We start from the raw sequence: 23,631 nt of genomic DNA on the forward strand, positions 1-23,631 counted from the left end.
GCCGCGCCTTCGCTTCCACCCGTTCCCGACGTAACGACCGGACCCCTCGGAGGATCAGCATGTTCGAACCGCTCTTCGACGCCCTCGACGACATCCACGCGTCCGACAGCCCGCGGGTGACCGGCGTGGCGCCGGCCACGGTGGTGGACAACCTGGACCTGACCGGTGCCGGGCGGGTACAGGTGCGGTACGCGTGGCTTCCGGGCGTGGAGCCGTGGGCACGCGTGTGCGCGCCGGTCGCCGGCGACGGCTCCGGGGTGTGGTTCATGCCGCAGCCCGGCGACGAGGTGCTCGTCGCCTTCCGCAACGGCGACGTGCGCGAGCCCTACGTGCTCGGCGGACTGTGGACGATGACCTCGCGGCCCCCGGTGGACCTGCCCACCGACTCGGTGACCAAGCGGGTCATCCGCACGCCGGTGGGCCACGAGGTGGCCATCGACGACCTGGTTCAGACGGTCACGCTCACGCACGCCCTGGGCCACTCGATCGAGATGTCCGTCGACGGGATCACCCTGGCCGTGGCCGGCGGCGCGGCGAAGATCTCGCTGACCACCTCCGGCGCGGTGACCGTCACCGGCACCCGATCGGTCGAGGTGAGCGGGCTCGACGTGAGCGTCGAGGCCGGCAACGGCCTGGCGGCGAAGGCCACCCGCGCGGATATCCGGGCCGCCGCCACCTGCAGCATCCAGGGCGCCCTGGTGAAGATCAACTGACCGTTCGCGGACCAGCGTTCACACCCACCGATCACCTTCGAGGAGGCAGCCGTGCCCGCAGCAGCGCGCGTCACCGACCCCACCGGTCACCCCGGCATGGTCGCGGGACCCGGCGTGCCCACCGTGCTGATCGGCGGACTGCCCGCCGCCGTGCAGGGCGACATGCACGCGTGCGCGTTCCCGCCGCCCGCCGCCCACCCGCCGTCACCGTTCACCAAGGGCTCCGCGACGGTGCTCGTCGGCGGTCGCGGCGCGCTGCGCCAAGGCGACCTGGCCGGCTGCGGCGCACCGGTGGTGGCCGGCGTCCCGACCGTGCTGATCGGAGGCTGACGATGGCCGAACCGAACGCGCCGCTCGATCCAGACCCCGCGCAGCACACCCCCGCGGACGCCGCCGTGCTCGGCCGGGGCTGGGCCGCGCCGGCCCGCCTGGACCCGCTCGGTGAGGCGGCCGAGGCGGCCGGGCCGGAGAAGGTCCGCCAGTCCGTGCTGCTCATCCTGGGCACTCGACGCGGTGAGCGGGTGATGCGTCCCGACTTCGGCGCGGGTCTGGAGGACATGTTGTTCGAGCCGGTCACCGCGGCCACCGCCGCGCTGGTGCGGCTGCGGGTGGAACAGGGCCTGACCGCGTGGGAGCCGCGCATCGACGTGCTGGGCGTGCAGGTGTCGGTGGCCGATCGCGCGGCGGGCCGACTGGACGTGCGCATCGACTACCGGATCCGCGCCACCAACACCTTCTACAACCTCGTGTACCCGTTCCACCTGCACGAAGGGGCGGCCACGTGAGCACGCCACGAGGCCGGGCCGAGGTGGTCGCCGCGCTGCTGGCCGCGCGGACCGGCTGGGTACCCGACTGGCATCCGACCCCGGGCGGACCATCCCTGGGCGTGGCACACGGACTCGGCGCGCTGCTGGCCGCGCTGGAGGAACGGCTGGCCGCCCTGCCCGACCGGCAACTCGCCGCCCTCCTGGACATGGTGGGGGTGTCGCTGCTGCCCGCGCAGGGCGCTGGCACCACGGTCCTGCTCCAGCCGCTGCCAGGGGTGAGCGGGGCCCGGGTGACCGCCGGATCACGGCTGGGCGCCGCCGTGCCGGGACAGGACGCGCCGCTGATCTTCGAGACCCGGGACACGGTGGCACTGGCCGGCGCGCCGCTGGTGGAGGTGTGGAGCCTGGACCCGGGCGCGGACGCCGCCGCCGACCACTCCGCCGACGTCCTGGCCCGACGCCCGGTCACGCTGTTCACCGATCTGCGCCCCGCCGTACGGGAGTTGTACCTGGCGCACGACACGCTCCTGGCGTTCGCCGGGCGGGCCACCGTGGAGATCACCGTGGTCCTGGGGCGACCCGCGTCGAGCCCGCTGCGGATCTCCTGGACGTGGTGGGACGGCGGCGCGTGGCGTGCGTTCGCGCCCTGGGGCGACGGTGACGACGAGTCCCGCGACGGCACCGCGGGGCTGACCCGCTCGGGCACCGTCCGCCTGGTGGCGCCGTGTGCGACGGCGGTGACCACCACCGTCGAGGGCACCGAGTCGTACTGGCTGCGCGCCCGGCTGGACTCGGCGCTGAGCGGTCGACCCGGATTCGTGGTTCCCGAGGTGGCACGGGTACGGCTCGCGGCGGTGAGCACCCACGCGCGCCTGGCCCTGTTCACCGGCCCGCCGACCGGTGCCGACACCACCGTCACCGTGCACGCCGCGTACGGCACCACCGCACCGCCGGAGGTGACGGTGCACGTGCGGGACACCACCGCGGCGAGCAACGCCGATCCGACCGCGAAGCCCGGCACGCCGGTGGCGATCGGGACCGCGCACCCGGGCCACACGGTGCGGTTCGGCGTCACCGTGCCGCCCACCGCCGCGGACACCTTCACCGCCGGCACGGCGACCCCGAAACCGGGCATCGACTACTTCGTCCTGGACGACCCCGACGACCTGACCGCGCCGCTCGCCCTCGACGCCCCCGCGCACCTGGACCTGACCCTGCGCACCGGCCTGGCCCCGGACAAGGCGGTCGCCGACGCGCAGGCGGTGGACCCGACCCGGGCCTTCACCCCGCTGGGCCCGGCGCCGGTACGCGGCAGCGCCTTCCACGTCGCGTGCGACGCCGCGTTCGCCAAGCCCGGCGCCCGGGTCACCGTGGTGCTCGGCCGACCGCGCACCGCGGCCGAGGAGGCCGACCAGCGCACCGGCGAACTGACCGGCGGGGTGCAGAACGCGAAGGAGTTCCGCGACAAGACGGTCGCCGACATCCGCGCCGTGGCGACCAGGTTGGCCGAGTTGACCGCGGTCACCGGGGACCTGGGGCGCGCGGTGGTCTCGCCGCTGTCCGGCGAGGACCCGACCGCGTGGTACGCCCAGGTCAAGACGCACCTGCGGGACGCGCTGACCACGTTGCGCGGCGCCGCGCAGGCCGAGCCCGGCCTGTTCGGCAACATCGGCTCGGCGCGCGAGCACGTCACCGCCGCGCAGACCGCCGCGAACCCGGCCGCCGACCTCGCCGCGGCGCTGGCCGCGCTCGGCGGCGCCCCGCGCGCGAGCGCCGGGCTGCTGCTGGCCACCGCCGACGTCACCGCGCAACTGTCCGCCGGCGCGAGCGCGTTGACCGCGCCTCGGGCCGCGCTCGCCCAGGCGCTCGGCGGCGGCAGCGACGCCCAGGTGGTCGCCGCGCACGGCGCGCTCGCGTCCGCGCTGGGCACCGTCCTGGCCACCCCCACCCCCTACCTGGCCGACACCCCGCTGCCGTCCTTCCTCAGCGCCGACCCCCAGGCGTTCGTGACCGACGTGACCTCGCGGATCGACGCGGCCAGGACCGCCGTGGACACCCAGGTGGCCAAGGCCCGCACGATCGCGACCGCGCTGGCGGACCTGGCGCCGGAGGACCTGCTCAAGGCCGTGGTCGGCGCGCAGACCCCCAACCAGCTCACCGCGCCCGAGGTGACCTGGGAGTACTACGACGGCATCCGCTGGCGGGCGATCGGCGCGGCCGGCGCGCCCGCCGTACTGGCCCTGCAACGCTCGGGAGCGTTGCACTTCACCGTGCCGAGCGACTGGGCGGCGGCCTCGGTGACCGGCGACGAACGCCGCTGGCTGCGCGCGCGGTTGGAACGCGGCAGCTTCTCCTTCCTGCGCCAGGTGAGTTGGACCGACAAGTCCGGCGTGCTCAACTTCCTGCCCGTGGTGGAGCCCCGGCCACCGGTGCTGGACCGCTTCGAGGTGTTCTACCGGCACGTCGCCGGACCCGACGACCCGCGACACACGCTCGCGCTCGACGACCACGCGTGGGCCGACCTGACCGCCGACCTCGCCTTCCCCGGACCCGGCGCCACGCCGTTTCGCCCGATGGCCGAGACCGCCCCGACGTTGTACCTGGGCTTCGACGGCGAACTGCCCGCCGACCGCCTGGGCCTGTACGTCGAGCCCGCCGGCGAGGACCCCGACGCGGTCCCGGTAGGACCCACCTGGGAGGGCTACGACGGCACCGGCTGGGTCGCCCTGGCCGGCGACGACGGCACCGAGGGCTTCACCCGAGGCGGCGTGGTCGGCCTGCTCTGGCCCGGCGCCGGCGGCCCGCCCGGGGCACCCGTCGCGGGCGCCGCGGACCGTACGGTGACCCTGCTCGGGCGCGGCGCCGCCGCCCGATTCGGGCCCGGAGACCGGCTGTTGCTCACCGACGCGCGCGGCGGCGAACCGGTGCTCGTGGCCGGTGCCGAGGGCGAGACACTCACCGTGCGCGACCGACTCTCCCGGGCCTACGCGGGCGGCGAACTGCGCGACGCGCCACCCGCCCGATTCGGCACACCCCGCACCTGGATCCGGGCCCGTTTCCCCGGCGAGGCCGAACCCCCGCGACCGGTGCTGAGCGCGCTGGTGCCCAACGCGGCCGGGGTGCGGCAGGTCCAGACGATCACCGACGAACTGCTCGGCTCGGCCGACGGCAGCGCCGGACAGGTCTTCCAGGCCATGCGCGCCCCGGTTTTGGACGGCGCGGTGCTGGAGGTGCGCGAGCTGGACGGCGAGCGCGCCTTTGTCGATCTTCCGCTGCTGCGCCGGGAGTTGGCCGAGCGTGCGGGTGCGGCGCTGCGCACGGTGGCCGATCCGCGCACGGGCCGGGTGAGCGAGGTCTGGGTGCGCTGGGACGAAGTTCCCTCCCTGGGGCTGGCCGGTCCGGCCGATCGGGTCTTCGTGTGCGACCACGCCACCGGGCGGGTGTTGTTCGGCGGGAACGGACACGGGCGGGTTCCGCCGGTGGGGCCGGACAACGTGCGGCTGCGCTCGTACCGTTCCGGCGGCGGCGCGGTCGGCAATGTGCCCGCCGGCGCGATCACCCAGGCGATCGGCGCGGTCGCGGTCGGCGCGGTGAGCAACCCCCGGGGCGCGAGCGGCGGCACCGACGCGGAACCGTTCCCGGACGTCCTGCGCCGCGGCCCCGCGCTGCTGCGACACCGCCGGCTCGCGCTGACCGAGAGCGACGTGGCGGCGCTGGCCCGGGAGACCGTCCCGGCGATCGCGGCGGCCCGCGCGCTGGGCGCGCGCGACCGGCACGGTCGGGTGCTGCCGGGCGTGATCCGACTGGTCGTGGTGCCGCGCGACGGTACGGACCGGCCGGAGCCGACCGGCGAACTGCTGCGCCGGGTACGGGACGCGGTCGGCGCGCGGATGCCGGCGGCGGCCCGCCTGGTGGTCGAGGGCGCGCGCTACTTCCCGATCGGCGTGGCGGCCACCGTACGTCCGACCCGGGCCGGCGACGCGGGCCCGGTGCGCGGCGCGGTGCTCGCCGACCTGGCTCGCTTCCTGCACCCGCTGGACGGCGGCCCGACCGGGACCGGCTGGCCGTTCGGCCGGGGCGTGTACCTGTCCGATCTGGCCCGGCGCCTGGAGGCGGTGCCCGGTGTGGACGTGGTGACCGCGCTGGACCTGACCGTGGACGGTGTACCCGCCGGCGACGCGGTACCGGTCGCCGCGGACGCCGTGGTGTGCGCCGGACCGCTCGTGGTGCGGCTCGCCGGGCCGGGGGAGACCGGAACGGGGCCGGGGGTGGCGCGGTCCGTCGGGTCCCCACGGTCCCCACAGGCCCCGGGGACGCCGGGATCCGCCGGGTGTTCGCGATCCTCGCGATCCCCGGGAAGGGAGTACTGAACCATGCCCCTGTTCCCTCCGAGTCTGGACACCCGGCGGTGGCCCGACCTGGTCGCCGAGGCGCGGGCGTTGTTGCCGCTGGAGAGCCCGCGCTGGACCGACCACAACCACTCCGATCCCGGCATCGCGGTGATCGAGATGCTCGCGTGGCTCGTGGACACGGACGTCTACCGGGCCTCGCGGGTGACCGACCGGCACCGGCGCAAACTGCTCGCGCTGCTCGGCGTGCACCCGGCCGCGCCGAGCCCGGCACGGGTGGTCCTGGCGATCCGGCCCGGGCCCGGCGCACCGCCCGAACTGCCCGCCCGACTGGGCTTTCTCGCGCACGGGGCGGACGCTCCGACCGGCCTGGAAACGGTCGAGGCGCTGCCGTTGACCGGCGCGTCGGTGACGGCGGCAGGCACCGACGACGGCACCGCGCGGGAGTCGGCGTACACCCTCGGGTGGACCGACCACACCCCCACGCTGCTCGGCGGCGCCGCGGTGGACGCGTTGGGCCCCGATCCGGGAGTCGGCGCCGCGCTGCTCCTGGGGCTGGACCGGGCTTTGCCCCCGGGTGCCGCGCTCGCGCTCCACCTGGACGCGAGCGGGAGCGACGTGGCCGACGTGGCCCATGCCGTGGACTCGGTCCGGGACCCGGGCACCTCGGCGCACCACGGCGCGCACACCGTGTGGGAGGCCCGCGTGGACGGCGGGTGGCAGCCGCTCGGCGACGTCGAGGACCGCACTCGGGCGCTGACCCGATCCGGCGCGGTGCGGCTGCGGATCGGGCCCGGTGGCCTGCCGGTCGAATCGCTCGGCGCGGCCGGGACCCGCGCGTGGCTGCGCTGCCGGCTCGACCGGGGTCGGCACGACGCGCCGCCCCGGTTGCGTCGGGTGGTCGCCGACGCGGTCGAGGCGAGCTTGGCGGTCGCGGCGGTGGGCGCCTACGACGTCGCGTCGACGGCCGTGGTCACCGGGGGAGCGGCGCTGGTGGAGGGCGCGGTCGTGCCGCTGGCGATCACCGTGGACACCGCGCGCGTGGTGCGGACCGTGCGCGCGGACGACCCGGCCGCGCCGCCGGTACGGATCCTGCGCTGGATCGCGCCGACAGCCGGCGCCCCCGGCCGGCTGGCGGCCGAACTCGTCGCGGCCGGCGTCGGCGACGGCGCGCCGGAACAGACGTTCACCCTGCCGGGCGGCGCGGTGGCCCCGGACGCGCCGACACCCGGCCCGGACCGGGTGTGGCTGGCCGACCCGGGCGGCGGCGTCGAACCGGTCCGGCTGGTCCCGGACCTGGACGCGGCCGGCCGCACCGACCTGCACGCGGTGCTGGACGCCGCGACCGGGACGCTGACCTTCGGCGACGGCCGCGCGGGCCGGGTCCCGGAGGCCGGCCGTACCGTGCTCGCCGCCTATCGGACCACCTCCGGAGCCCGGGGCGGCACGTTGGCCCCGCCCGCACCCGTGGTCGTCGCGCCCGACGTGCGCACCCGCGTGCTCCTGGGCGGCCCGCCCGCCCCCGACGCGTTCACCGCCGCCCTGGTCGACCCGGCGACGGGCGGCACCGACGCCGAGGACACCGCCGCGGCGGCGGCCCGCGCCGAACGCGCGCTGTGGGCCCACGAACGCCTCGTGGACGCGCTCGCCGCCGCCGACGCGCACTCGCTCGACGACCTGCCCCACACCGCCGTACTGCGGCTGGCCGCGCCCGAACGCGCGGTGACCCTGGCCGGGATCGAGCGCTGCGCGCTGGACACTCCGGGCACCCGGATCGCCCGGGTCCGCGCGTTCGCCGAGACCGACCCGCGACTGCCGGGCCTGGTCGCGTCGGGCTGCGTCACCGCGGTCGTGGTGCCCGCGCTCCCGCGTGGGCGACCCGAGCCCACACCGGGTCTGCTGCGTGCCGTGCGCCGACACCTGGCCGCACTGCGCACGGCGGGCACCCGGCTGTTCGTCACCGGGCCGCGCTATGTGGTGGTGAGCGCGGATACGACCGTGGCCCTGTTTCCGGGCGTCGACCCGATCGCGGCGACCGCGGCGGTGCGCGCCGCGCTCGACACGTTCCTGCACCCGATCACCGGCGGACCGCGTGGCACGGGCTGGCCGTTCGGCCGCGACGTGCACCGCAGCGAAGTGTTGCGGGTGCTGGACGAGGTCCCCGGCGTGGACCACGTCACCGCGCTCGCCCTGCGCGCCGACGGCGGGCCGCCCGGCTGCGGCGGGTTGTGCGTACCGCCGACGGCGCTGGTGGTGCCGGGCGAGCACTCCGTGCTCGCGGTCCGCGGGGAGGAGCGGAGGTGGGTGTGACACCCGATCGTGTCGTCGAGGTATCCGGTGTCCGGTCGGATGCCGCGGATTCGCGCGATCTCACGGCGAACGAGGCGTGGCGCCCGGCCCGGCACACGCGTGCCGCGCATCGCACGTGGGGTGTCGCGGTGGGTTTGGCGGTGTGGATGTTCGACATCGGGCGGGTTCCGGTCGAGCCGGGCGTGGTCCTCACCCGCGAGGGCGACCTGCTGGTGCCGGGCGCCGACGATGTGTTGGTTCCGCCGGGGGAGCGCTTCGTGTGCGTGGTCCGGGGGGAGGAGCGGCGATGAGTGCGACACCCGACCGCATCGTCGAGGAAGTCGGTGTCCGGCTGGACGCCGTCGACCTGCGCGACCTGACCGCGAACGAGGCGTGGTATCTGGCCCGGCACACGCGTGCCGCGCATCGTACGTGGGGTGTCGCGGTGGGTTTGGCGGTGTGGATGTTCGACATCGGGCGGGTTCTGGTCGAGCCGGGCGTGGCTCTCACCCGCGACGGCGACCTGCTCGTGCTGGGCGCCGACGACGTGCTCGTGGTGCCGGGGGAGGCGGTCGGGCCGCAGACCGTGGTGCTGCGCCGTGCGGGCGCCGGACCGCGCGGTCGGGTCCGGCGGCTGGAGCCCGGTGATGTCGTGGGCCTCGGGGACGTGCCGCTCGCGGTCTATCACCCCGACTCGGGGCGGCTGGACGTCGGCGACGGCGCCCGGAGCACCGCGCGTGGACCCGGGCCGACCGTGCTGCTCGCGGGCCGGGTGCCCCGGGGCGGGGCCGCCGCCGAGGGCTCGCGCGTGCGGTGGTCGGCGCGGATCGACTTCGCGCGCCCGTTCGCCGAGGTGCCGCAGGTGTTCGTCGGCGCCGAGGGGCCGCCGCCGGCCGGTACCGGTGCCGGCACCGCGCAGGTCACCGACGTCGACACGACCGGGTTCGCGCTCACCGTGCGGCACGCGCTGCCGGAGAGCGGCGACATCGACGAGCAACCGAAGGTCTCGGCGGTGCCGATGGCGTTCGCGTGGACGGCCGTGCTGAGTGCGCGGCGGGTGCCGGCGCTGCCCGGGCCGGTCGACCCGCCGTGCCCGGTGCCGTGCACCCGGCCGGTGGTGTACGTGCCACGCGATCTTCGCGACGCGACGGGGCCCGAGGACCGGGGCGGGCCCGGCCCGGATGCCGGACCCGGTCGTCGGGGCGCCGACACGCCAGGCCCGGATGCCGGAGCCGGTCGCCGAGCCGGCGCGCGGCCCGGCCCGGATGCCCGAGCCGGTCGCCGAGCCGGCGAGCCACCCGGGGCCCGACCGGGTCCTCGACGAAGGGGAGAGTCCGCATGACCGGCCCGACCACGAGCGGGGCGGCAGTGCCGCCGACGCATCGCCCGAGCTTCTTCGCCGGACAGGTGCTTGCCGCCGCCGACCTCGACGACGCGGTCTCGGTGGAGCGTTCGCGCCGTCGGCTGCACAACCGGGTCCTGCACGGATGGGGCATCGCACTCGGCCTGGAGGTGACCGGTGCCCGGGGTGCCAAGCGCGTCGCGATCGGCGCGGGGTACGCGCTCGACGCGCTCGGTCGCGACCTGATCCTGGTGGACGGCGCCGAGTCGGATGTGCCGGCGGTGGCCGCCGGGCCGGACGGCGGTGACGTGGTGTTCTGCCTGACGCTGCGCTGGACCGAGGACGACGAAGCGGCGGTGCGGACCCGGGACGGGGCCTGCGGCGTGGTCGGCGCGGTGCGGCTCGCGGACGGTCCGACGGTCGGCTGGTGTACCCCGGCGGAGCTGCGGGACGGGCTGGACGTGTTGCTCGCGACGGTGTCCGTGCGCGGTTGTGCGCTGACCGCGCCGCCCGATCCGGCCGGGCGCCGGATCCTGGCGGTGCTCCCCACGCCGTACGTGGCCACCGGCGCCACGAGCGCGTTCGGCACCGTGTGGTCGGCGGTCGAGGATCCGGCCTCCGGGGTGGTGATCGGGCTGCGCACCGTCGTCGACACCGGCGCGGCGGGCTTCGGCGACATCCCCGCCTACACGGTCCGGCTCGACGGCGATCGGGAGTTGAGCGCGTCGGCCGCGCCGGGTGGCCAGGCCTGCGTGCTCGACGGCACGCCCTACGTGGACGGCGCGGAGCCCGGCCGGATGACCGTGGTGGTGCCGCTGCCCGCCGGGCGGATCGGCGGGGCCGCCGGCGGCACCACGACGCTGCCGCTGAATCCGGCGGTGGTGCTCGCCGATCTGGAGACCCCGAACCTGGTGCGCACCGAACTGGGCTGGCACATCTCGTGGATGGGGGTGGAGGGCGGGTGAGCGGCGCGATCGACTACCGCTGGGTCAACACGCTGGGACGCTGGCCGGGGGCCCGCTTCGCGGGGGTGCGCGCGGACGGCGAGCGGCTGGTGCTGGGCCCGGGGACGGCGACACCGGAAACGATCGCGTGCGTGGACCTGGACCCGGCGGGCGGGCCGCTGGGGCTGGTCGTGCTCGGCGACGGCACGATCGTGGTCGCCGATCCGGGCCACGGTCGGGTGCTGCGCGTGGACGGTTGCGACCACATGGTGTGCGTGCTGGGCTGCCTCGACGTGGCCACGGGGGATCCCGCCGCGCTGCGCGCGCCGCGCGGACTGTGGTTGCTCGACCGCGGGCGGCTGTTGATCGTCGGCGACGAGCCGAACCGATCGGCGCACCACCGGCGTCCCCGGGCCATGGTCGTGCTCGCCGACACCGGCGAGTACCTCGCGCCGTGGACCGACCCGCCGCCGGCGGAGGACCCCGCGCTGCGCGCGGCCCGGGTACGGGTCGGCGGCCTCGCGGCCGTCCGGGTGCCGGACGGGGTACTCGTGGCGGGCGGCGCCGGACAGGTGCCGGGCCCGGGCGTCGTGTCGGTCCCGGACGACGGCTCACCGGTGCGGGTCCTGGCCGGCGGCGACTTCGCCGGGATCGCCGTCGACCGGTGCGGGCGCGTGTTCGTGGCCGGCCCCGCCGGGATCTCCCGGTTGGGCGCGCGGCGCACCGGCACGCGCGGCGTCGCGGTACTGCCCGCGCCGATCGAGCCGCCCGGCGTCGAACACTGGGACCGGGTCCGGATCCTCCTCGCCGAGCCCGCGCCGTCCGGCACGCACGTGCGGGTGTGGACGATGCTCGCGCCGAAGGGGGTCACCCCCGACCCGCCGGACCCGGCGAGCGCCGACGCCGACGACGCGCCCGTGCCGACCCCCGCGGGCCGTTGGCGGGCCGGCCCCCTGGGCGGCCTGGACGTGCGGGTCCTGGCCGGCCCGACCGCCCCCGGCGCCCGACTGTGGATCGCGATCGAACTGCTCGGCGACGGACGCGGAACCCCGCGCGTGGACGACGTACGCGTCGAACACGTGGGCCGGGGCCTGCTCGACGCGCTGCCCGCCGCCTACACCGGCGACGACGACGGCTCGGGCACGCTCGGCCGATTGCTGGGCCTGCTCGCCTGCGCGCACGAGGCGTCGGTGCGCGAACTGGAGGACCTGCCCGCCTCGCTCGACCCGGGCTCGGCCCCGGACCGCCCGGACGATCCGTGGCTGGACCGGCTCGCCCGCTGGGTCGACGCCGCATCGTCCCGCTCCGCCGACCCCGCCACGCGGCGCGCGGACATCGCCGGGGCGTACACCGCGCACGGCCGCCGCGGCACGCCCGCGGGTCTGGTCGAGGCCGTCGCCCGCGAGACCGGGGTCGCGGTCCGGCTGTCCGAACCGCTGCTTCGCGCCGGGGTCTGGCGACTGGGCAGCGGCGGACTGGGCCGGGACACCGCGACGCACGTCGCGGACCCGGGGCCGCCGGTCCTGGACGCCACGGCCGTGCTCGACGGCGCCCACCTGATCCCGGCGCAGGACCGGGGGCTGCCGCTGTACGCCGCGTTCGCGCACCGGGTGTGCGTACATGTCCCGCCGGAACACGCCGACGCGTTGCCGGAGATCGCCCGCGTGGTCGAACGCGAGCGCCCGGCACACGTGTTCGCGCGGGTGCGGGCCGCCCGGCACGGCGCGATCCCGGGACAGGTCGGCATCGACACCTACGTGGCCGGCCCGCCGCCGGACCGGGCCGCGGGTGCCGGACCCGCGCTCGGCACCGGGATCCGGCTGCCGGGATCGGCCGCGGCGCATGTCGGCGGCCCCGTCGAGACACGCCTCGACACGACGCTTCCCACACCAGGCGGTCGCGGGTCGACCACCCGACCATCTCCAAGGGGTTGAGCACAAGTGAGTCAGCACGGTCAGGACCACGCGGCGGACACGGGATGCGGCTGCGACGGGGGCGAGGACGCGGCCCCCGCCCCGCCGGTCCGCAACCGCTTCTACCCGGGCAAGCTGATGGACGTCCGGCACTGGCAGCTCGAACAGACCTACCACCGAAGCACCTCCGCCACCCTGGCCCGGCTGGGCCTGGGCCCCGGCGTGTTGTGCGGACTGGACGTGGAGGCGGACACGGACGGTGGGTTGACCGTCTGCCCCGGCGTCGCGGTGGACGGCCGCGGCCGGCTGATCGTGGTGGACCGCCCGGTCCGAGTCGAGGAGCCGTACCAACCCACCGACTGCGCGGGCGAACCCGAGGGCGACCCGGTTCACGACGGCACGGTCGCGATCGTGTTGTGCCGGCACGAGTGCGGCACCGAGTTCGTCCGCAGCCCGGTGGTCGACTGCGAGGTCCGCGAGGAGTGCGTCCCGTCGCTGACCCTGGAACGGTTCCTGATCCGGGTCACCGCCTGCGAACCGGACCCGGTCGGCCTGAGCTGGGAACAGTGCGCGGCGATCTTCCCGGACCGGCGCGGCGCGAACTTCGACCGCCGCGAGCGGGTCGCCGACACCGTCGAGCACGAGTGCGACCGCGCCGACGACTGCGTGGTCCTGGCGACGATCACCTACGCGCCGGAGCGCGAGCCGGACCTGGACACGGTGACCGCGCGGCCGGTCGTCTACTCCAACCGGGTCCTGTTCGACCTGCTGATGTGCCTGGCCGAACGGGTGGACGCGTGCTGTGCGGGCCGCATCCTGCCGCCCCGGATCACCGGGCTGTGGCCGCAGGTCGGCACCGACGCGACGCCCGCGACGTGGCGCGCCTTCGTCGCCGAGAAGCGCCTGGAGATCGCCTTCGACCGGCAACTCGCCGACGCCGCATTCGATGCCCCGGACCCGTGGGTGGGCGTGTGGCAGCTCGACCACACGGGCGCGCAACGGCTGAAGCTGACCCGGGCCGGCGGCGCCTTCACCCACGTGAGTGTGCCGGCCGCCGGCGAGGGCGTGGCGTACACGGTCGGGCTCGAGAGCGAGGGCCTGCTGACCCAGACGATCTTCGTGGTGGCCTCGCGGGTGCCCGGCGCCGGGCCGCCGCGCGCTCAGGACCCGGACGGCCTGGCGCTGGACCCCGACCTGGTCGGCACCGGGCTCACCGCCGCCGACCGCGACACGCTGTGGGCGATGGCTCCCGGCGCCCCCAAGGACACCGCCCTGGCCGACCTCGTCGAGCGGGCGCCGCTCGCGGCGGTACCGCCGTTCCCGTCCGGGAACGGGACCCAGGGCGGCGAGTTGCATGTGTTCGCGCCGCCGCCCCCGCCGACCGAGCAGGTGGAGAACGGGCCCAGGCTGCTGCGGGTGTGGCCGGACGGCGCCGCGCGACTGGATCCGGCCGGTCCGCTGCGCCGGGACTGGACGCGCTTCACCCGCCGACCGCACGTCGAACTCACCGTGGACCGGGCCCTGGCCGACCCCGCGTCGGCCGAACCGCAGGGCTGGGTACGGCTGTTCCAGGCCCTGCGGGACGGGGACAAGCTCGCCGGCTTCCGGCACCTGGACCTGGGCCCGGGCGCCCGCGGCGATTCGCGGGGGGAGAGGGTGACGTACACGTTCGGCGTGGACGGGGTGCGGCTTCCGGACGCCGGCGAACCGGCCGCCGTATTCCTGCTCCAGGTGCGGTCCTCGGCCGCGGCCCCGGTGCCGCCGGTGGGCGCGGACGGGCCGGCGCTGTTGCTGGACGCGGACTTCCTCGGGACCGCCCTGGACAACCACACGCTCTTCTCGATCTGGTCCGGGCAGCAGGTCCTGTCCCCGGCCCGGCCGGTGTCCGCCCTCGGCGCCCGGTCGAGCGTCGACGTCGAACTCTTCGACGGGGACCCCGGCGGGTTCGTGCACCTCGTCTTCGAGGTGGCGCCGGAGTGAGTGCCGCAACCGGCGCGCTGCGCCGGCCGACGGGATCGCACGGGTGCCGCCCGCCCGGAAAACGGGACGCCGGGCGCCACCGAGACGACGCATACCGAGGAGCTGAGGGACGTTGACGGTGCACGAACGAACGATCCGGCCCACCGCAGTTACCGGACACGGCGGCTGCGGCTGCGACGGCGGGAGCGAGACCTCCTCCGCGTGCGGATGCGGTGACTGCCTGGGCCGGAACGCCACCGGGCGGCTGCGCCCACGCTGGTTCGGCGGCCAACTCGTCGGCCCGGAGGACCTCGCTCAGACCGGTGTCTGGCTGCTGGAACGCATGCGCCGACACAACCGGCTGCTGCACGGGTGGGGTGTGGTGTGCGGGGTGACCGTACGTACGGTCCGCTACGGCGACGGCGGCCGGTTGCCCTGGCTGCTGGACGTCTCGCCCGGCTACCTGCTGGGCCCGTACGGGGACGAGATCGTGGTCGACCACCGGATCAGGGTGGACGTACGCGACTCGCTGCCCGGCGCCACCGACGGATGCCCGCCGCCCGACGACCCTTGGTGCGCGCCGGTGCGCGAGCGGCGCGAACCCGGGCGCACCTACTACCTCGCGGTGCGCTACGACGAGTGCCTCACCGCGCCGGTGGCGGCGGCCGGTTGCGGCTGCGAGGACACGGCGTGCGAGTACAGCCGGGTTCGGGAGGGCTTCGCCCTCGGCGTGCTGGACACCCTGCCGGACGTGTACGTCAACGGCGAGGAGGACAGCCGCCAGGAGACCACGGGGTGTTCGTCCCGGATCTCGGAGACCGGCACCCGCCCGTGCCCGCCGTGCCCCACCCAACCCTGGGTGGTGCTGGCCGACTTCACCGTCGCGGCGGACGGCAGGCTGTCCGTCGACCAGTTGCGCAACCGTCGCTTCACCGCGTCCTTCGGCGGTTACGGCTTCTACTGCGGGCAGCCCGGCCAGGACCGGCTCACCGGCTGGACCGAGGTGACCCGACAGGCCCTCGCGCACGCCTTCTCCTCGTCGCACGCCCAGGAGGTCATGACCGCGGACGACCCCGAGGCCGTCCGCGCCATGCCCGCGCGCACGCTCCTGGGCGTCGCCCGCACCGCCCGACTGGCCGACCTGCTCGGCGACCGCACGGTGGCCGACCTGGCCCGCGCCGATCCCGAGACCCTGGCCGAGGAGGCCCACGCCGCCGAGGTCCCACCCGGACCCGTCCTGGAAGCCATCGACCGAGCCAACCTGGTGCTCCGCCTGACCAGAGGCTGACCCCCACGGGACGACCCATCCCGCACAACCCGCACGGACACCCACGACCGCGCCCGGGACGGAGCACTCCGGGCGGGTCGCGGACGCGCCCACGCACCGACGCGCCGATCTATCGAGGCATCGACCGAGACCGAGACCGAGACCGAAGCCGAGAGTGGGAGTCGGCGGGCGCGACGACATCGGGCAGTGCGTGCGTCGGAACGGGCGGCCCGATCGTGGCCGGATCGCGGCCTGCGGTGGTCCGGGGCCCGGCGTTACCCTGAGAGACAGCCGAGGCGGTCCGCTGTGCGGGAAGGGATGCCGATGGCCGGCGTGTATGTGTACGACTTCAGTGAAGGCTCCCGGGAACAGGCCGCGCTGCTCGGGGGCAAGGGCGCGAATCTCGCCGAGATGACCCGGTTGGGACTGCCGGTGCCGCCCGGTTTCACGATCGGCACCGACGCCTGCCGGGTCTTTCTGCGCACGGGCGCGCCGCCTGCCGAACTGGAAGGCGAGATCGCCGACCACCTGGCCCGCTTGGAGGCGTCGATCGGGCGACGTCTGGGCCGGCCCGACGATCCGTTGCTGGTGTCGGTGCGATCGGGTGCCCGGTTCTCGATGCCCGGCATGATGGACACGATCCTCGACGTCGGCCTCAACGACGCCTCCGTGCTCGGCCTCGCCAAGGCCCGCGGCCGGGAACGCTTCGCGTGGGACTCGTATCGCCGACTCGTGCAGATGTACGGCACCACCGTGCTCGGCGTGGACCCGGCCCGCTTCGAGGACGTGCTCACCCGGCGCAGGCTGCGCCTGGGCGCGGCGGACGATCTGGGGCTGGACGTAAGCGAGTTGACCGGGATCGTCGACGAGTTCCGGGCGATCGTGCGCGAGGACGCGGGCGAGGAGTTCCCGCAGGATCCGCGCGAGCAGCTCGCGGGCGCCGTGCTAGCGGTCTTCCGATCCTGGAACGGCGAGCGGGCGCGGGTCTATCGGCGGCGCGAGCACATCCCGGACGACCTGGGTACCGCGGTGACCGTGCAGGCGATGGTGTTCGGCAACTCCGGACCGGACTCCGGCACCGGCGTCGCGTTCACCCGCGACCCCGGCACCGGGCGCGCCGGCGTCTACGGCGACTACCTGCCCGACGCCCAGGGCGAGGACGTGGTCTCCGGCGTCCGGGACGCGCTGCCGCTCCAAGCCCTGGAGGGGTTGGACCCGGCCGCCTACGCCCGCCTGACCGATTACCTGCGGCAGCTCGAATCGCACTATCGCGACCTGTGCGACGTCGAGTTCACCATCGAGCGCGGCCGGTTGTGGATCCTGCAGACCCGGGTCGGCAAACGCACCGCCGAGGCCGCCTTCCGGATCGGCTGCGCGCTGGTGGACGAGGGGACGATCACCTGGTCGGAGGCACTCTCCCGGGTCGACGGCGGGCAACTCGACCAGCTCACCTTCCCGCGCTTCGACGCGCACGGCGACGCCGCGCCGTTGGCGCACGGCATCCCGGCCTCGCCGGGGGCCGCGGTCGGCGCGGTGGTGTTCGACGTCGCCGAGGCGACCCGGCGGGCCGCGGCCGGCGAGCGGGTCGTGCTGGTCCGCCACGAGACCAGCCCGGACGACCTGCCCGGGATGATCGCGGCCGAGGCCGTGGTGACCGGGCGGGGCGGCAAGACCAGCCACGCGGCGGTGGTCGCCCGAGGCATGGGCAAGGTCTGCGTGTGCGGCGCGGCCGACCTGGACATCGACATCGAGGGCGGGCGCTGCACCGGAGCCGACGGAACCGTCGTCGAGGCCGGCGACGTGGTCTCGGTGGATGGTACGGCCGGCGCCGTGTACCCGGGCGCGCTGCCGCTCGTGCCCTCGGCGGTCACCCGCTACCTGGAGACCGGCGCCCGTTCCGCCGGCGTGGTCGAGGCGGTCGCCCGCTTCCTGGACCGAGCCGACGAGGTACGGCGGTTGCAGGTCATGGCGAACGCCGACACGGCCGAGGACGCGGCCCGGGCCCGGCGTTTCGGCGCCCGGGGAATCGGCCTGTGCCGTACCGAGCACATGTTCCTCGGCGCCCGACGCCCGCTGGTCGAGGACCTGATCCTGGCCCGCACCGACGCCGACCGGCGGCATGCGCTGGACGCGCTGCTGCCGCTCCAGCGCGAGGACTTCACCGACATCCTCGCGGCGATGGACGGCCTGCCCGTGACCATCTGGCTGCTCGACCCGCCGCTGCACGAGTTCCTGCCCGACCACACCGACTCGGCGGTCCGGCTGGCCCGAACGCGGGCGATGGGCCGGGAGCCGGCGCCGCACGACGTGCATGTGCACGAGGCGATCGAGCGGCTGCACGAGGCCAATCCGATGTTGGGCCTGCGCGGGGTACGCCTGGCGCTCACGGTTCCCGGCCTGGTCGCCACCCAGGTACGCGCGATCGGCGAAGCGGTGGTCGCTCGGCTGCGCGCGGGCGGTGATCCGCGGGCGGAGATCATGATTCCGCTGGTCGCCACGGTCGAGGAACTGCGTGTGGTGCGCGAGGAGGTGGAACGGGTGCTCGACGAGGTCGGCCGGGCCGCCGGGCTGCCGGTGCGCTGCCCGGTGGGCACGATGATCGAGCTGCCCAGGGCCGCGCTCACCGCCGGGAGCATCGCGCCGACGGCGGACTTCTTCTCGTTCGGCACCAACGACCTGACCCAGACCACATGGGGCCTGTCCCGCGACGACGCCGAGGCGTCCTTCCTCGCCGCCTATCTGGAGCGCGGCATCATGGCCGTCTCGCCGTTCGAGAGCATCGACCGGGACGGGGTCGGCCGCCTGGTCCGACTGGCCGTCGACGAGGGTCGGCGGGCCAGGCCCGATCTGCGCATCGGGGTGTGCGGCGAACACGCCGGAGACCCCGCGTCCATCCACTTCTTCCACGAGGTCGGCGTCGACTACCTGTCGTGCTCACCGTTCCGCCTGCCGAGCGCCCGCCTGGAGGCGGCCCGCGCGGCGGCGGGCACCCACGCCGAGGCGGACTCGCGCTGAACCTCCGGCCGGAGCCCGCGCGAAATGGCTGCGCGCGTGCGTGGTCTCCGTGCTTTCATGTGCCGCATGGTGTCCATTGACCGGCTGGCGGCGTTCGCGGCCATGTCGTTCCTGCTGATCGTGATACCCGGTCCCAGCGTGCTGTTCGTGGTCGGACGGGCGCTGGCGCAGGGCCGCCGGGCGGCGCTGACCACGGTGGTGGGCAACACGATCGGGGCGTACGTACTGGTCGTGGCGGTGGCACTCGGGGTGGGCTCCGTCGTCGAGCGGTCGGTACTGGTCTTCACGGCGCTGAAGCTGGTGGGCGCCGCCTACCTGGTGTACCTCGGCGTCAAGGCGGTGCGGGAGCGCGGGTTTCTGCACGCCTCGATCAACGGTGCGGTTCCCGCGCGGGGCGGGCTGCGCACGTTGTGGGAGGGGTTCGCGGTCGGCGTGGCCAACCCCAAGACCATCGTGTTCTTCGCCGCCGTACTGCCCCAGTTCGTGGACCGCGACCAGGGGCACGTGATGGCGCAGATGTTGCTGCTCGGCCTGGTGTTCAACGTGATCGCGGTGGCCTGCGACAGCGTCTGGGGCCTGGTTGCCGCCTCCACCCGGACCTGGTTCGCGAGTTCCCCGACACGCCTGGCCCGGGTCGGTGGGATCGGCGGCCTCACCATGATCGGCCTCGGCGTCACCGTCGCGGTCACGGGCCGCAAGGACTGACCCGGGTCGGGGCACCCGCGGGGCCCGGGACGGCGAGTCGGCGTCGGGGGATCGGCCGTGGGCGGCCGCGGTCAGGTGAGCGGGATGCGGGCGCGGACCCGTTTGCCCGCGGCGTTCGGTTCGACCGCGAAGCCCGCGCACAGGGCGCGCACGATCTCCAGACCGTGCCGACCGATGCGATCGACGTCCCGGGTGTGCGGTACGGGCAGGGTCGGCGTGCCGTCGGACACCGTGACGTGCAGGTCGTGGCCGGTGATCTCCAGTTCCAGCAGGCACGGCCCCGGCGCGTACCGGGTGGCGTTGGCGATCAACTCGTCGACGACCAGCGGGACCACCTCCGCGGCCCGCGTGGTGATCGAGACGTCCCCGATCGCCCGGGCCCGCTCCAGGAAGCGCCCGGCGAAGGCGCGTGCCCGGCGGGTCGTTCCGGGCGCACCGTCGTAGGCGATCGACTCACGCATCGGGTACCGGCCCCGGACGCCGCCGGATTCCGGAAACGCAGGTCCTCATCATGCGCACCCGCCCTGCCTCGACGCCGTGAACTGCCCGGGACCCGAGCCGGGTTCCGGTCGATCGGGCGGATGCCTGCCCTGCCCTGGAGGACCCACTCCCGGCGTGGCCGGAGGAAGTGGTGCGGAGGCGATTCGTGCCGGACGCGGCGGTGACCGTGGCGATTCGGCCATGGGCTGGTGTCCGGGATCGACGGGGTGGAGGGTCGCATTCCGGCCTCGACGCGAGACCGCGGGCGGACCCGCCGCGTTCCTCGGGAGGCCGAGTTTCCGGGCCTCACCGCCCGTAGTCGAATGATTACCTTCCTGTTCGCGGCGGGTGTCGACGGTTGGTGACACGGCCGAAACAACACGGGTCGCCACTGTCCGTAAATGGGGTTTCACGCACCGCTGTCGATGCGAGAGCGTTGCCTGCGTCGACGCCCGCCGATCAACCGGCGGAAAACCGACGCATAACCGTTCGGACCCATCGAGGAGTGAGGACACTCGCATGATTCGTAAACTCGCCACCACGGCCGCTGCCGCCGCCGCGGCCATCGTCCTGGGCGCGCTCACGCTCGCCCCGACCGCACGGGCGGACGTCGCGGACACCGTCTCCTGCCCCACGGGCAGTCTCTGCGTCTACAGCGGACAGAACCTGACCGGCACGCGGACCGTCGTGCCCGCGCGGATGATCGAGGAACGCCGGGACGCCGGCTACACGATCACCGCTCCGGTGTTGTCGATCGCCAACCGCACCGGGTTCGATGTGCTCCACGGCGTGAGTCATCCGGTGGTCTGTATCCGCTTCCCCTGTTATCAGTACACGGTGCATGGTCGCGTCGACGCCGGTCGCGATCTGGCGAGCGCGGACGCCGCCGGACAGCCTCTGGTCGTGGGCCGGGACTACGGCCGCTAGACCCGGGATGGCCTGCCGGCCGGCTCGGTCGGGGACCTCCCCGACCGAGCCGGCCCCCGGGGTCAGGCTCGCGGGGCCGGGCGGGTGAGCCTGAGGAGGATCTCGTCGTTGTCCTCGTCGCTGCGACGACCCTCCTCGGCGAACCCGAGTCGGGCGTAGAACCCGCGGGCCCGGACGTTCTTCTCGTACACCTCCAGCGTCAGCGCGCCACGCAGCGCCGCCGCGTGCTCGACGAGCAGGCGGCCCACACCGGTGCCCTGGGCCTCGGGGGCGACGAACAGGCCGCCGATCTCGCCGCCGGCTCCGCCCGCGATCTCGGCGTCGAGCAGGCCCAGGAGCGCGACCACCCTGCCGTCGGCCTCGGCCACCCAGTTGTCGGCGTGGACCAGGTAGATCTCGCGCATCTTGCGTTCGCGCTCGCCTTCGCCCTCGCCCGGGACGAACGGGTGCGCGGCGCGGCCCGCGCGCGACCAGACGTCGACCGCGGCGTCCTCGTCGACGGGGCGGTAGGGGCGGATCCTCGGGATTTCGGACATGCGTGCGACCGTATCCCACCGGGCAGTCGACGCTCGGCCGGGTTTCCCGTGCCCGAGGCGGCATCGATCGGCCCGGCGCGGGCAAGTCGCGGCGTGCGGCCGGCGGCCCCGCGGTAGCACCCGCGTGCGCGCCGAGAGGGGAGCCCCGGGCGAGGCGAAACTTACGCGGGGCACCCTTCGGGTCAGGCGCGCATGCCGCCGTCGACGCGCAGGACGGTGCCGGTGACGTAGGAGGAGCGGTCGCTGAGCAGCCACGCGGCGGCCTCGGCGATCTCGTCCGGATCGGCCGCGCGGCCCAGTGGCGTCCGGGCGTTCAGGCGGTCGACGACGCCGGGGGAGTTGTGCTCCCACTCGCGCACCATCTCGGTGAGTGTGGTGCCGGGGGCGATCGCGTTGACCCGGATGCCCTCGGGGCCGTACGTGACGGCCGCGGACTCGGTGAGGCTGTTGACCGCCCGCTTCATCGCCCCGTAGGCGGGCAGTTCGGGGTTGCCCCGCAGGCTGCCGACGCTGGAGTTGTTGACGATGGCCCCGGTTCCGGCGGTGGCGCGAATCGCGGCGACCTCGGCGACCATGGCCGGCCACGTGCCCTTGAGGTTCACCGTGTAGATGTGATCGAAGTCGGCCTCGGCGACCCGGTCCATCGGGCCGGGCGGGATACCGGTCGCGGCGTTGTTGAAGGCGACGTCCAGTCGGCCGTACAGGTCCACGTGCGATCGACGGCGGCGCGTAGGTCGGCCGGGTCCGCCAGGTCGCAGACCGCGTAGTCGGCGACGCCGCCCCGCGTCCGGATGTCCTCGGTGACCGCCTCGAGTTGGCTCTTCGTTCGCGCCGCGAGCAGTACGCGAGCGCCTTCGCGGGCGAACAGCCGTGCCGCGGCGGCGCCTATGCCGCGCCCGGCGCCGGTGACGAAGGCGACCTTGCCGGCCGGCAGACCTTCCCGGGCGGCGGGTGGGGTGGTGTTCGGTGCGTTGTCCATGGCAGCGAGCCTGCCGTAGCCGGCGGCGCCCGGCCAGGTACCGGTGGTACCCGGCCGAGCACCGGAGCCCTCACCCGCACCGAGGGTGGACGGACGGGAGTCGGCGGGCTCCCGCGCGACCGACGCGAACGCCCGCACCTCCGCCGCCACGGGCCCGTCGGTCCGGATGCGCCGGCTTCGTTCTTGCCATTGCGGCAAGGAATGTTGCCGGGGTGCCGAGGGGGCGCGGATGCTGCACACCGAAAGGGAGGTGTACGGCATGAGGGAAGACGGACAGGATTTCGCGGCCGACGCGGTCTCGACGGAGGCGGGCGATGCCTCGGGTTCGGGTGACCGGGAGCGGCGTTACGACGTCGTCGTGGTGGGCGGCGGCGCCGCCGGTTTGAGCGCGGCGCTCACCCTGGGGCGCGCCCGGCGGTCGGTGCTGGTGGTCGACGCCGGACAGCCGCGCAACGCGCCGGCCCACGGGGTGCACAACTTTCTGGGCAGCGAGGGCATCGCGCCGGCCGAGCTGCTGGCGAACGGCCGCCGGGAGGTGGCCGGTTACGGCGGCGAGCTCACCAAGGGCACGGTGGCGGGGGTACGACGCGCGGCGGACGGCGACTTCCGGGTGGGGCTGGTGGACGGCCGTTCGATCCGGGCCCGGCGGCTGCTGGTGACGACGGGGCTGGTCGACGAGCTGCCTGCGGTGCCAGGGCTGGCCGAGCGGTGGGGGCGCGAGGTGTTGCACTGCCCGTACTGCCACGGCTGGGAGGTGCGGGATCAGCCGATCGGTGTCCTGGCCACCGGACCGATGGGCGTCGAGCAGGCGCTGATGTGGAGCCAGTGGAGCAGGCGGGTGACGTTGTTCCTGCATACCGGTCCGGAGCCGGACGACGAGGCGTACGAGCGGCTCGCCGCGCGCGACGTGGGCGTGATCGACGGCGAGGTGCGGGAGCTGCGGGTGGACGACCGGGACGGGTTGACCGGTGTGGTCCTGGCCGGCGGGACCACCGTGCCGGTGCGGGCCCTGGTGGTGGCTCCGCGTTTCACCGCCCGCGCCGCGCTCCTGAGCGATCTGGGCCTGGAGACCCGGGAGGCGGAGATGGGCGGACACGTGCTGGGTACGTACGTGCCCACCGACGCGTCCGGTTCGACCGGGACACCCGGGGTGTGGGCGGCGGGCAACGTGACCGACCTCACCGCCACCGTCGTCGGCTCCGCCGATTCCGGTATGCGTGCGGCGGCGGCCGTCAACGCGGATCTGACCGCCGAGGAAACCCGACAGGCGGTGGGCACCCGCCGCACATCGGGGTAGGGCGCCCGGCGCGGCCGGTCCGAGCGTCCCGCGCCCACCGGGCGCGGGGACCCACCCCGTCGGCCCCGGAAGCGGGGAGGGAACCAGCAAAGCGGAAAAGCACACGTCTTCACCCCCATCCCCCGGCAGTAGGTTTGGGGGGGTGGTGT

17 protein-coding genes and 1 pseudogene are annotated in these 23,631 nt (G+C 75.1%); 15 read left to right on the forward strand and 3 right to left on the reverse strand.

Annotated features, from left to right (window positions below; genetic code table 11):
• Positions 1-59: 59 nt before the first annotated feature.
• From ACZ4FV_RS42075 to ACZ4FV_RS42135, 13 genes are all read left to right on the forward strand, one after another.
• Positions 60-713 (forward strand): phage baseplate assembly protein V, encoded by a 654-nt coding sequence (locus ACZ4FV_RS42075; RefSeq protein ID WP_465326011.1) that lies wholly within the window; start codon positions 60-62, stop codon positions 711-713.
• A gap of 51 nt (positions 714-764) precedes the next feature.
• Complete coding sequence (locus tag ACZ4FV_RS42080; protein WP_026217775.1) at positions 765-1,043, forward strand: PAAR domain-containing protein; 279 nt, start codon at positions 765-767, stop codon at positions 1,041-1,043.
• Positions 1,044-1,045: 2 nt separating this feature from the next.
• Complete coding sequence (locus tag ACZ4FV_RS42085) at positions 1,046-1,498, forward strand: GPW/gp25 family protein (RefSeq protein ID WP_395873230.1); 453 nt, start codon at positions 1,046-1,048, stop codon at positions 1,496-1,498.
• On the forward strand, positions 1,495-5,850 hold the full coding sequence (locus ACZ4FV_RS42090; protein WP_465326015.1) for a hypothetical protein: 4,356 nt from the start codon (positions 1,495-1,497) through the stop codon (positions 5,848-5,850). Before ACZ4FV_RS42085 ends, ACZ4FV_RS42090 begins: the two co-directional genes overlap by 4 nt.
• A gap of 3 nt (positions 5,851-5,853) precedes the next feature.
• Entirely contained in the window at positions 5,854-8,139 is a 2,286-nt protein-coding gene (locus ACZ4FV_RS42095; RefSeq protein ID WP_395873232.1) for a hypothetical protein, read from the forward strand.
• Positions 8,136-8,429 (forward strand): hypothetical protein, encoded by a 294-nt coding sequence (locus tag ACZ4FV_RS42100; RefSeq protein WP_395873233.1) that lies wholly within the window; start codon positions 8,136-8,138, stop codon positions 8,427-8,429. The genes ACZ4FV_RS42095 and ACZ4FV_RS42100 overlap by 4 nt, the downstream gene beginning before the upstream one ends.
• Positions 8,426-9,460, forward strand: a complete 1,035-nt coding sequence (locus ACZ4FV_RS42105; RefSeq protein WP_465326017.1) for an H-type lectin domain-containing protein — start codon at positions 8,426-8,428, stop codon at positions 9,458-9,460. The genes ACZ4FV_RS42100 and ACZ4FV_RS42105 overlap by 4 nt, the downstream gene beginning before the upstream one ends.
• Positions 9,457-10,425 carry a hypothetical protein gene (locus ACZ4FV_RS42110; protein ID WP_465326019.1) on the forward strand — a complete coding sequence of 323 codons (969 nt, stop codon included), beginning with the start codon at positions 9,457-9,459 and terminating at the stop codon, positions 10,423-10,425. The genes ACZ4FV_RS42105 and ACZ4FV_RS42110 overlap by 4 nt, the downstream gene beginning before the upstream one ends.
• The gene (locus ACZ4FV_RS42115) at positions 10,422-12,338 is read left to right on the forward strand and encodes a phage tail protein (protein WP_465326021.1); all 1,917 of its coding nucleotides are present in this window, start codon (positions 10,422-10,424) and stop codon (positions 12,336-12,338) included. The genes ACZ4FV_RS42110 and ACZ4FV_RS42115 overlap by 4 nt, the downstream gene beginning before the upstream one ends.
• A 6-nt stretch (positions 12,339-12,344) precedes the next feature.
• Positions 12,345-14,297 (forward strand): hypothetical protein, encoded by a 1,953-nt coding sequence (locus ACZ4FV_RS42120; RefSeq protein ID WP_465326023.1) that lies wholly within the window; start codon positions 12,345-12,347, stop codon positions 14,295-14,297.
• Between the two features lie 118 nt (positions 14,298-14,415).
• Positions 14,416-15,564: a hypothetical protein gene (locus tag ACZ4FV_RS42125; protein ID WP_465326025.1), complete on the forward strand. Its 1,149-nt coding sequence runs from the start codon at positions 14,416-14,418 to the stop codon at positions 15,562-15,564.
• 303 nt (positions 15,565-15,867) lie between these two features.
• A complete protein-coding gene (ppdK, locus tag ACZ4FV_RS42130) occupies positions 15,868-18,558 on the forward strand; it encodes a pyruvate, phosphate dikinase (protein WP_465326027.1) in 2,691 nt (896 codons plus the stop codon).
• Positions 18,559-18,624: 66 nt separating this feature from the next.
• Positions 18,625-19,263 carry a LysE family translocator gene (locus ACZ4FV_RS42135; RefSeq protein WP_395873241.1) on the forward strand — a complete coding sequence of 213 codons (639 nt, stop codon included), beginning with the start codon at positions 18,625-18,627 and terminating at the stop codon, positions 19,261-19,263.
• Between the two features lie 71 nt (positions 19,264-19,334).
• On the opposite strand, the gene ACZ4FV_RS42140 is transcribed toward ACZ4FV_RS42135, so the two are convergent.
• Positions 19,335-19,724, reverse strand: a complete 390-nt coding sequence (locus tag ACZ4FV_RS42140) for an ATP-binding protein (RefSeq protein WP_402236979.1) — start codon at positions 19,722-19,724, stop codon at positions 19,335-19,337.
• Between the two features lie 538 nt (positions 19,725-20,262).
• Here ACZ4FV_RS42140 and ACZ4FV_RS42145 point away from each other — a divergent pair.
• Complete coding sequence (locus ACZ4FV_RS42145; protein ID WP_395873243.1) at positions 20,263-20,670, forward strand: peptidase inhibitor family I36 protein; 408 nt, start codon at positions 20,263-20,265, stop codon at positions 20,668-20,670.
• Between the two features lie 62 nt (positions 20,671-20,732).
• Here ACZ4FV_RS42145 and ACZ4FV_RS42150 read toward each other — a convergent pair whose 3' ends face one another.
• Entirely contained in the window at positions 20,733-21,206 is a 474-nt protein-coding gene (locus ACZ4FV_RS42150; RefSeq protein ID WP_465326030.1) for a GNAT family N-acetyltransferase, read from the reverse strand.
• Positions 21,207-21,388: 182 nt separating this feature from the next.
• Positions 21,389-22,185: pseudogene (locus tag ACZ4FV_RS42155) on the reverse strand (SDR family NAD(P)-dependent oxidoreductase).
• A 259-nt stretch (positions 22,186-22,444) separates the two neighbouring features.
• Here ACZ4FV_RS42155 and ACZ4FV_RS42160 point away from each other — a divergent pair.
• Entirely contained in the window at positions 22,445-23,482 is a 1,038-nt protein-coding gene (locus tag ACZ4FV_RS42160) for an NAD(P)/FAD-dependent oxidoreductase (RefSeq protein ID WP_465326032.1), read from the forward strand.
• Positions 23,483-23,631 lie beyond the last annotated feature (149 nt).

The sequence above is a fragment of the Embleya sp. NPDC025285 genome, assembly GCF_055558835.1.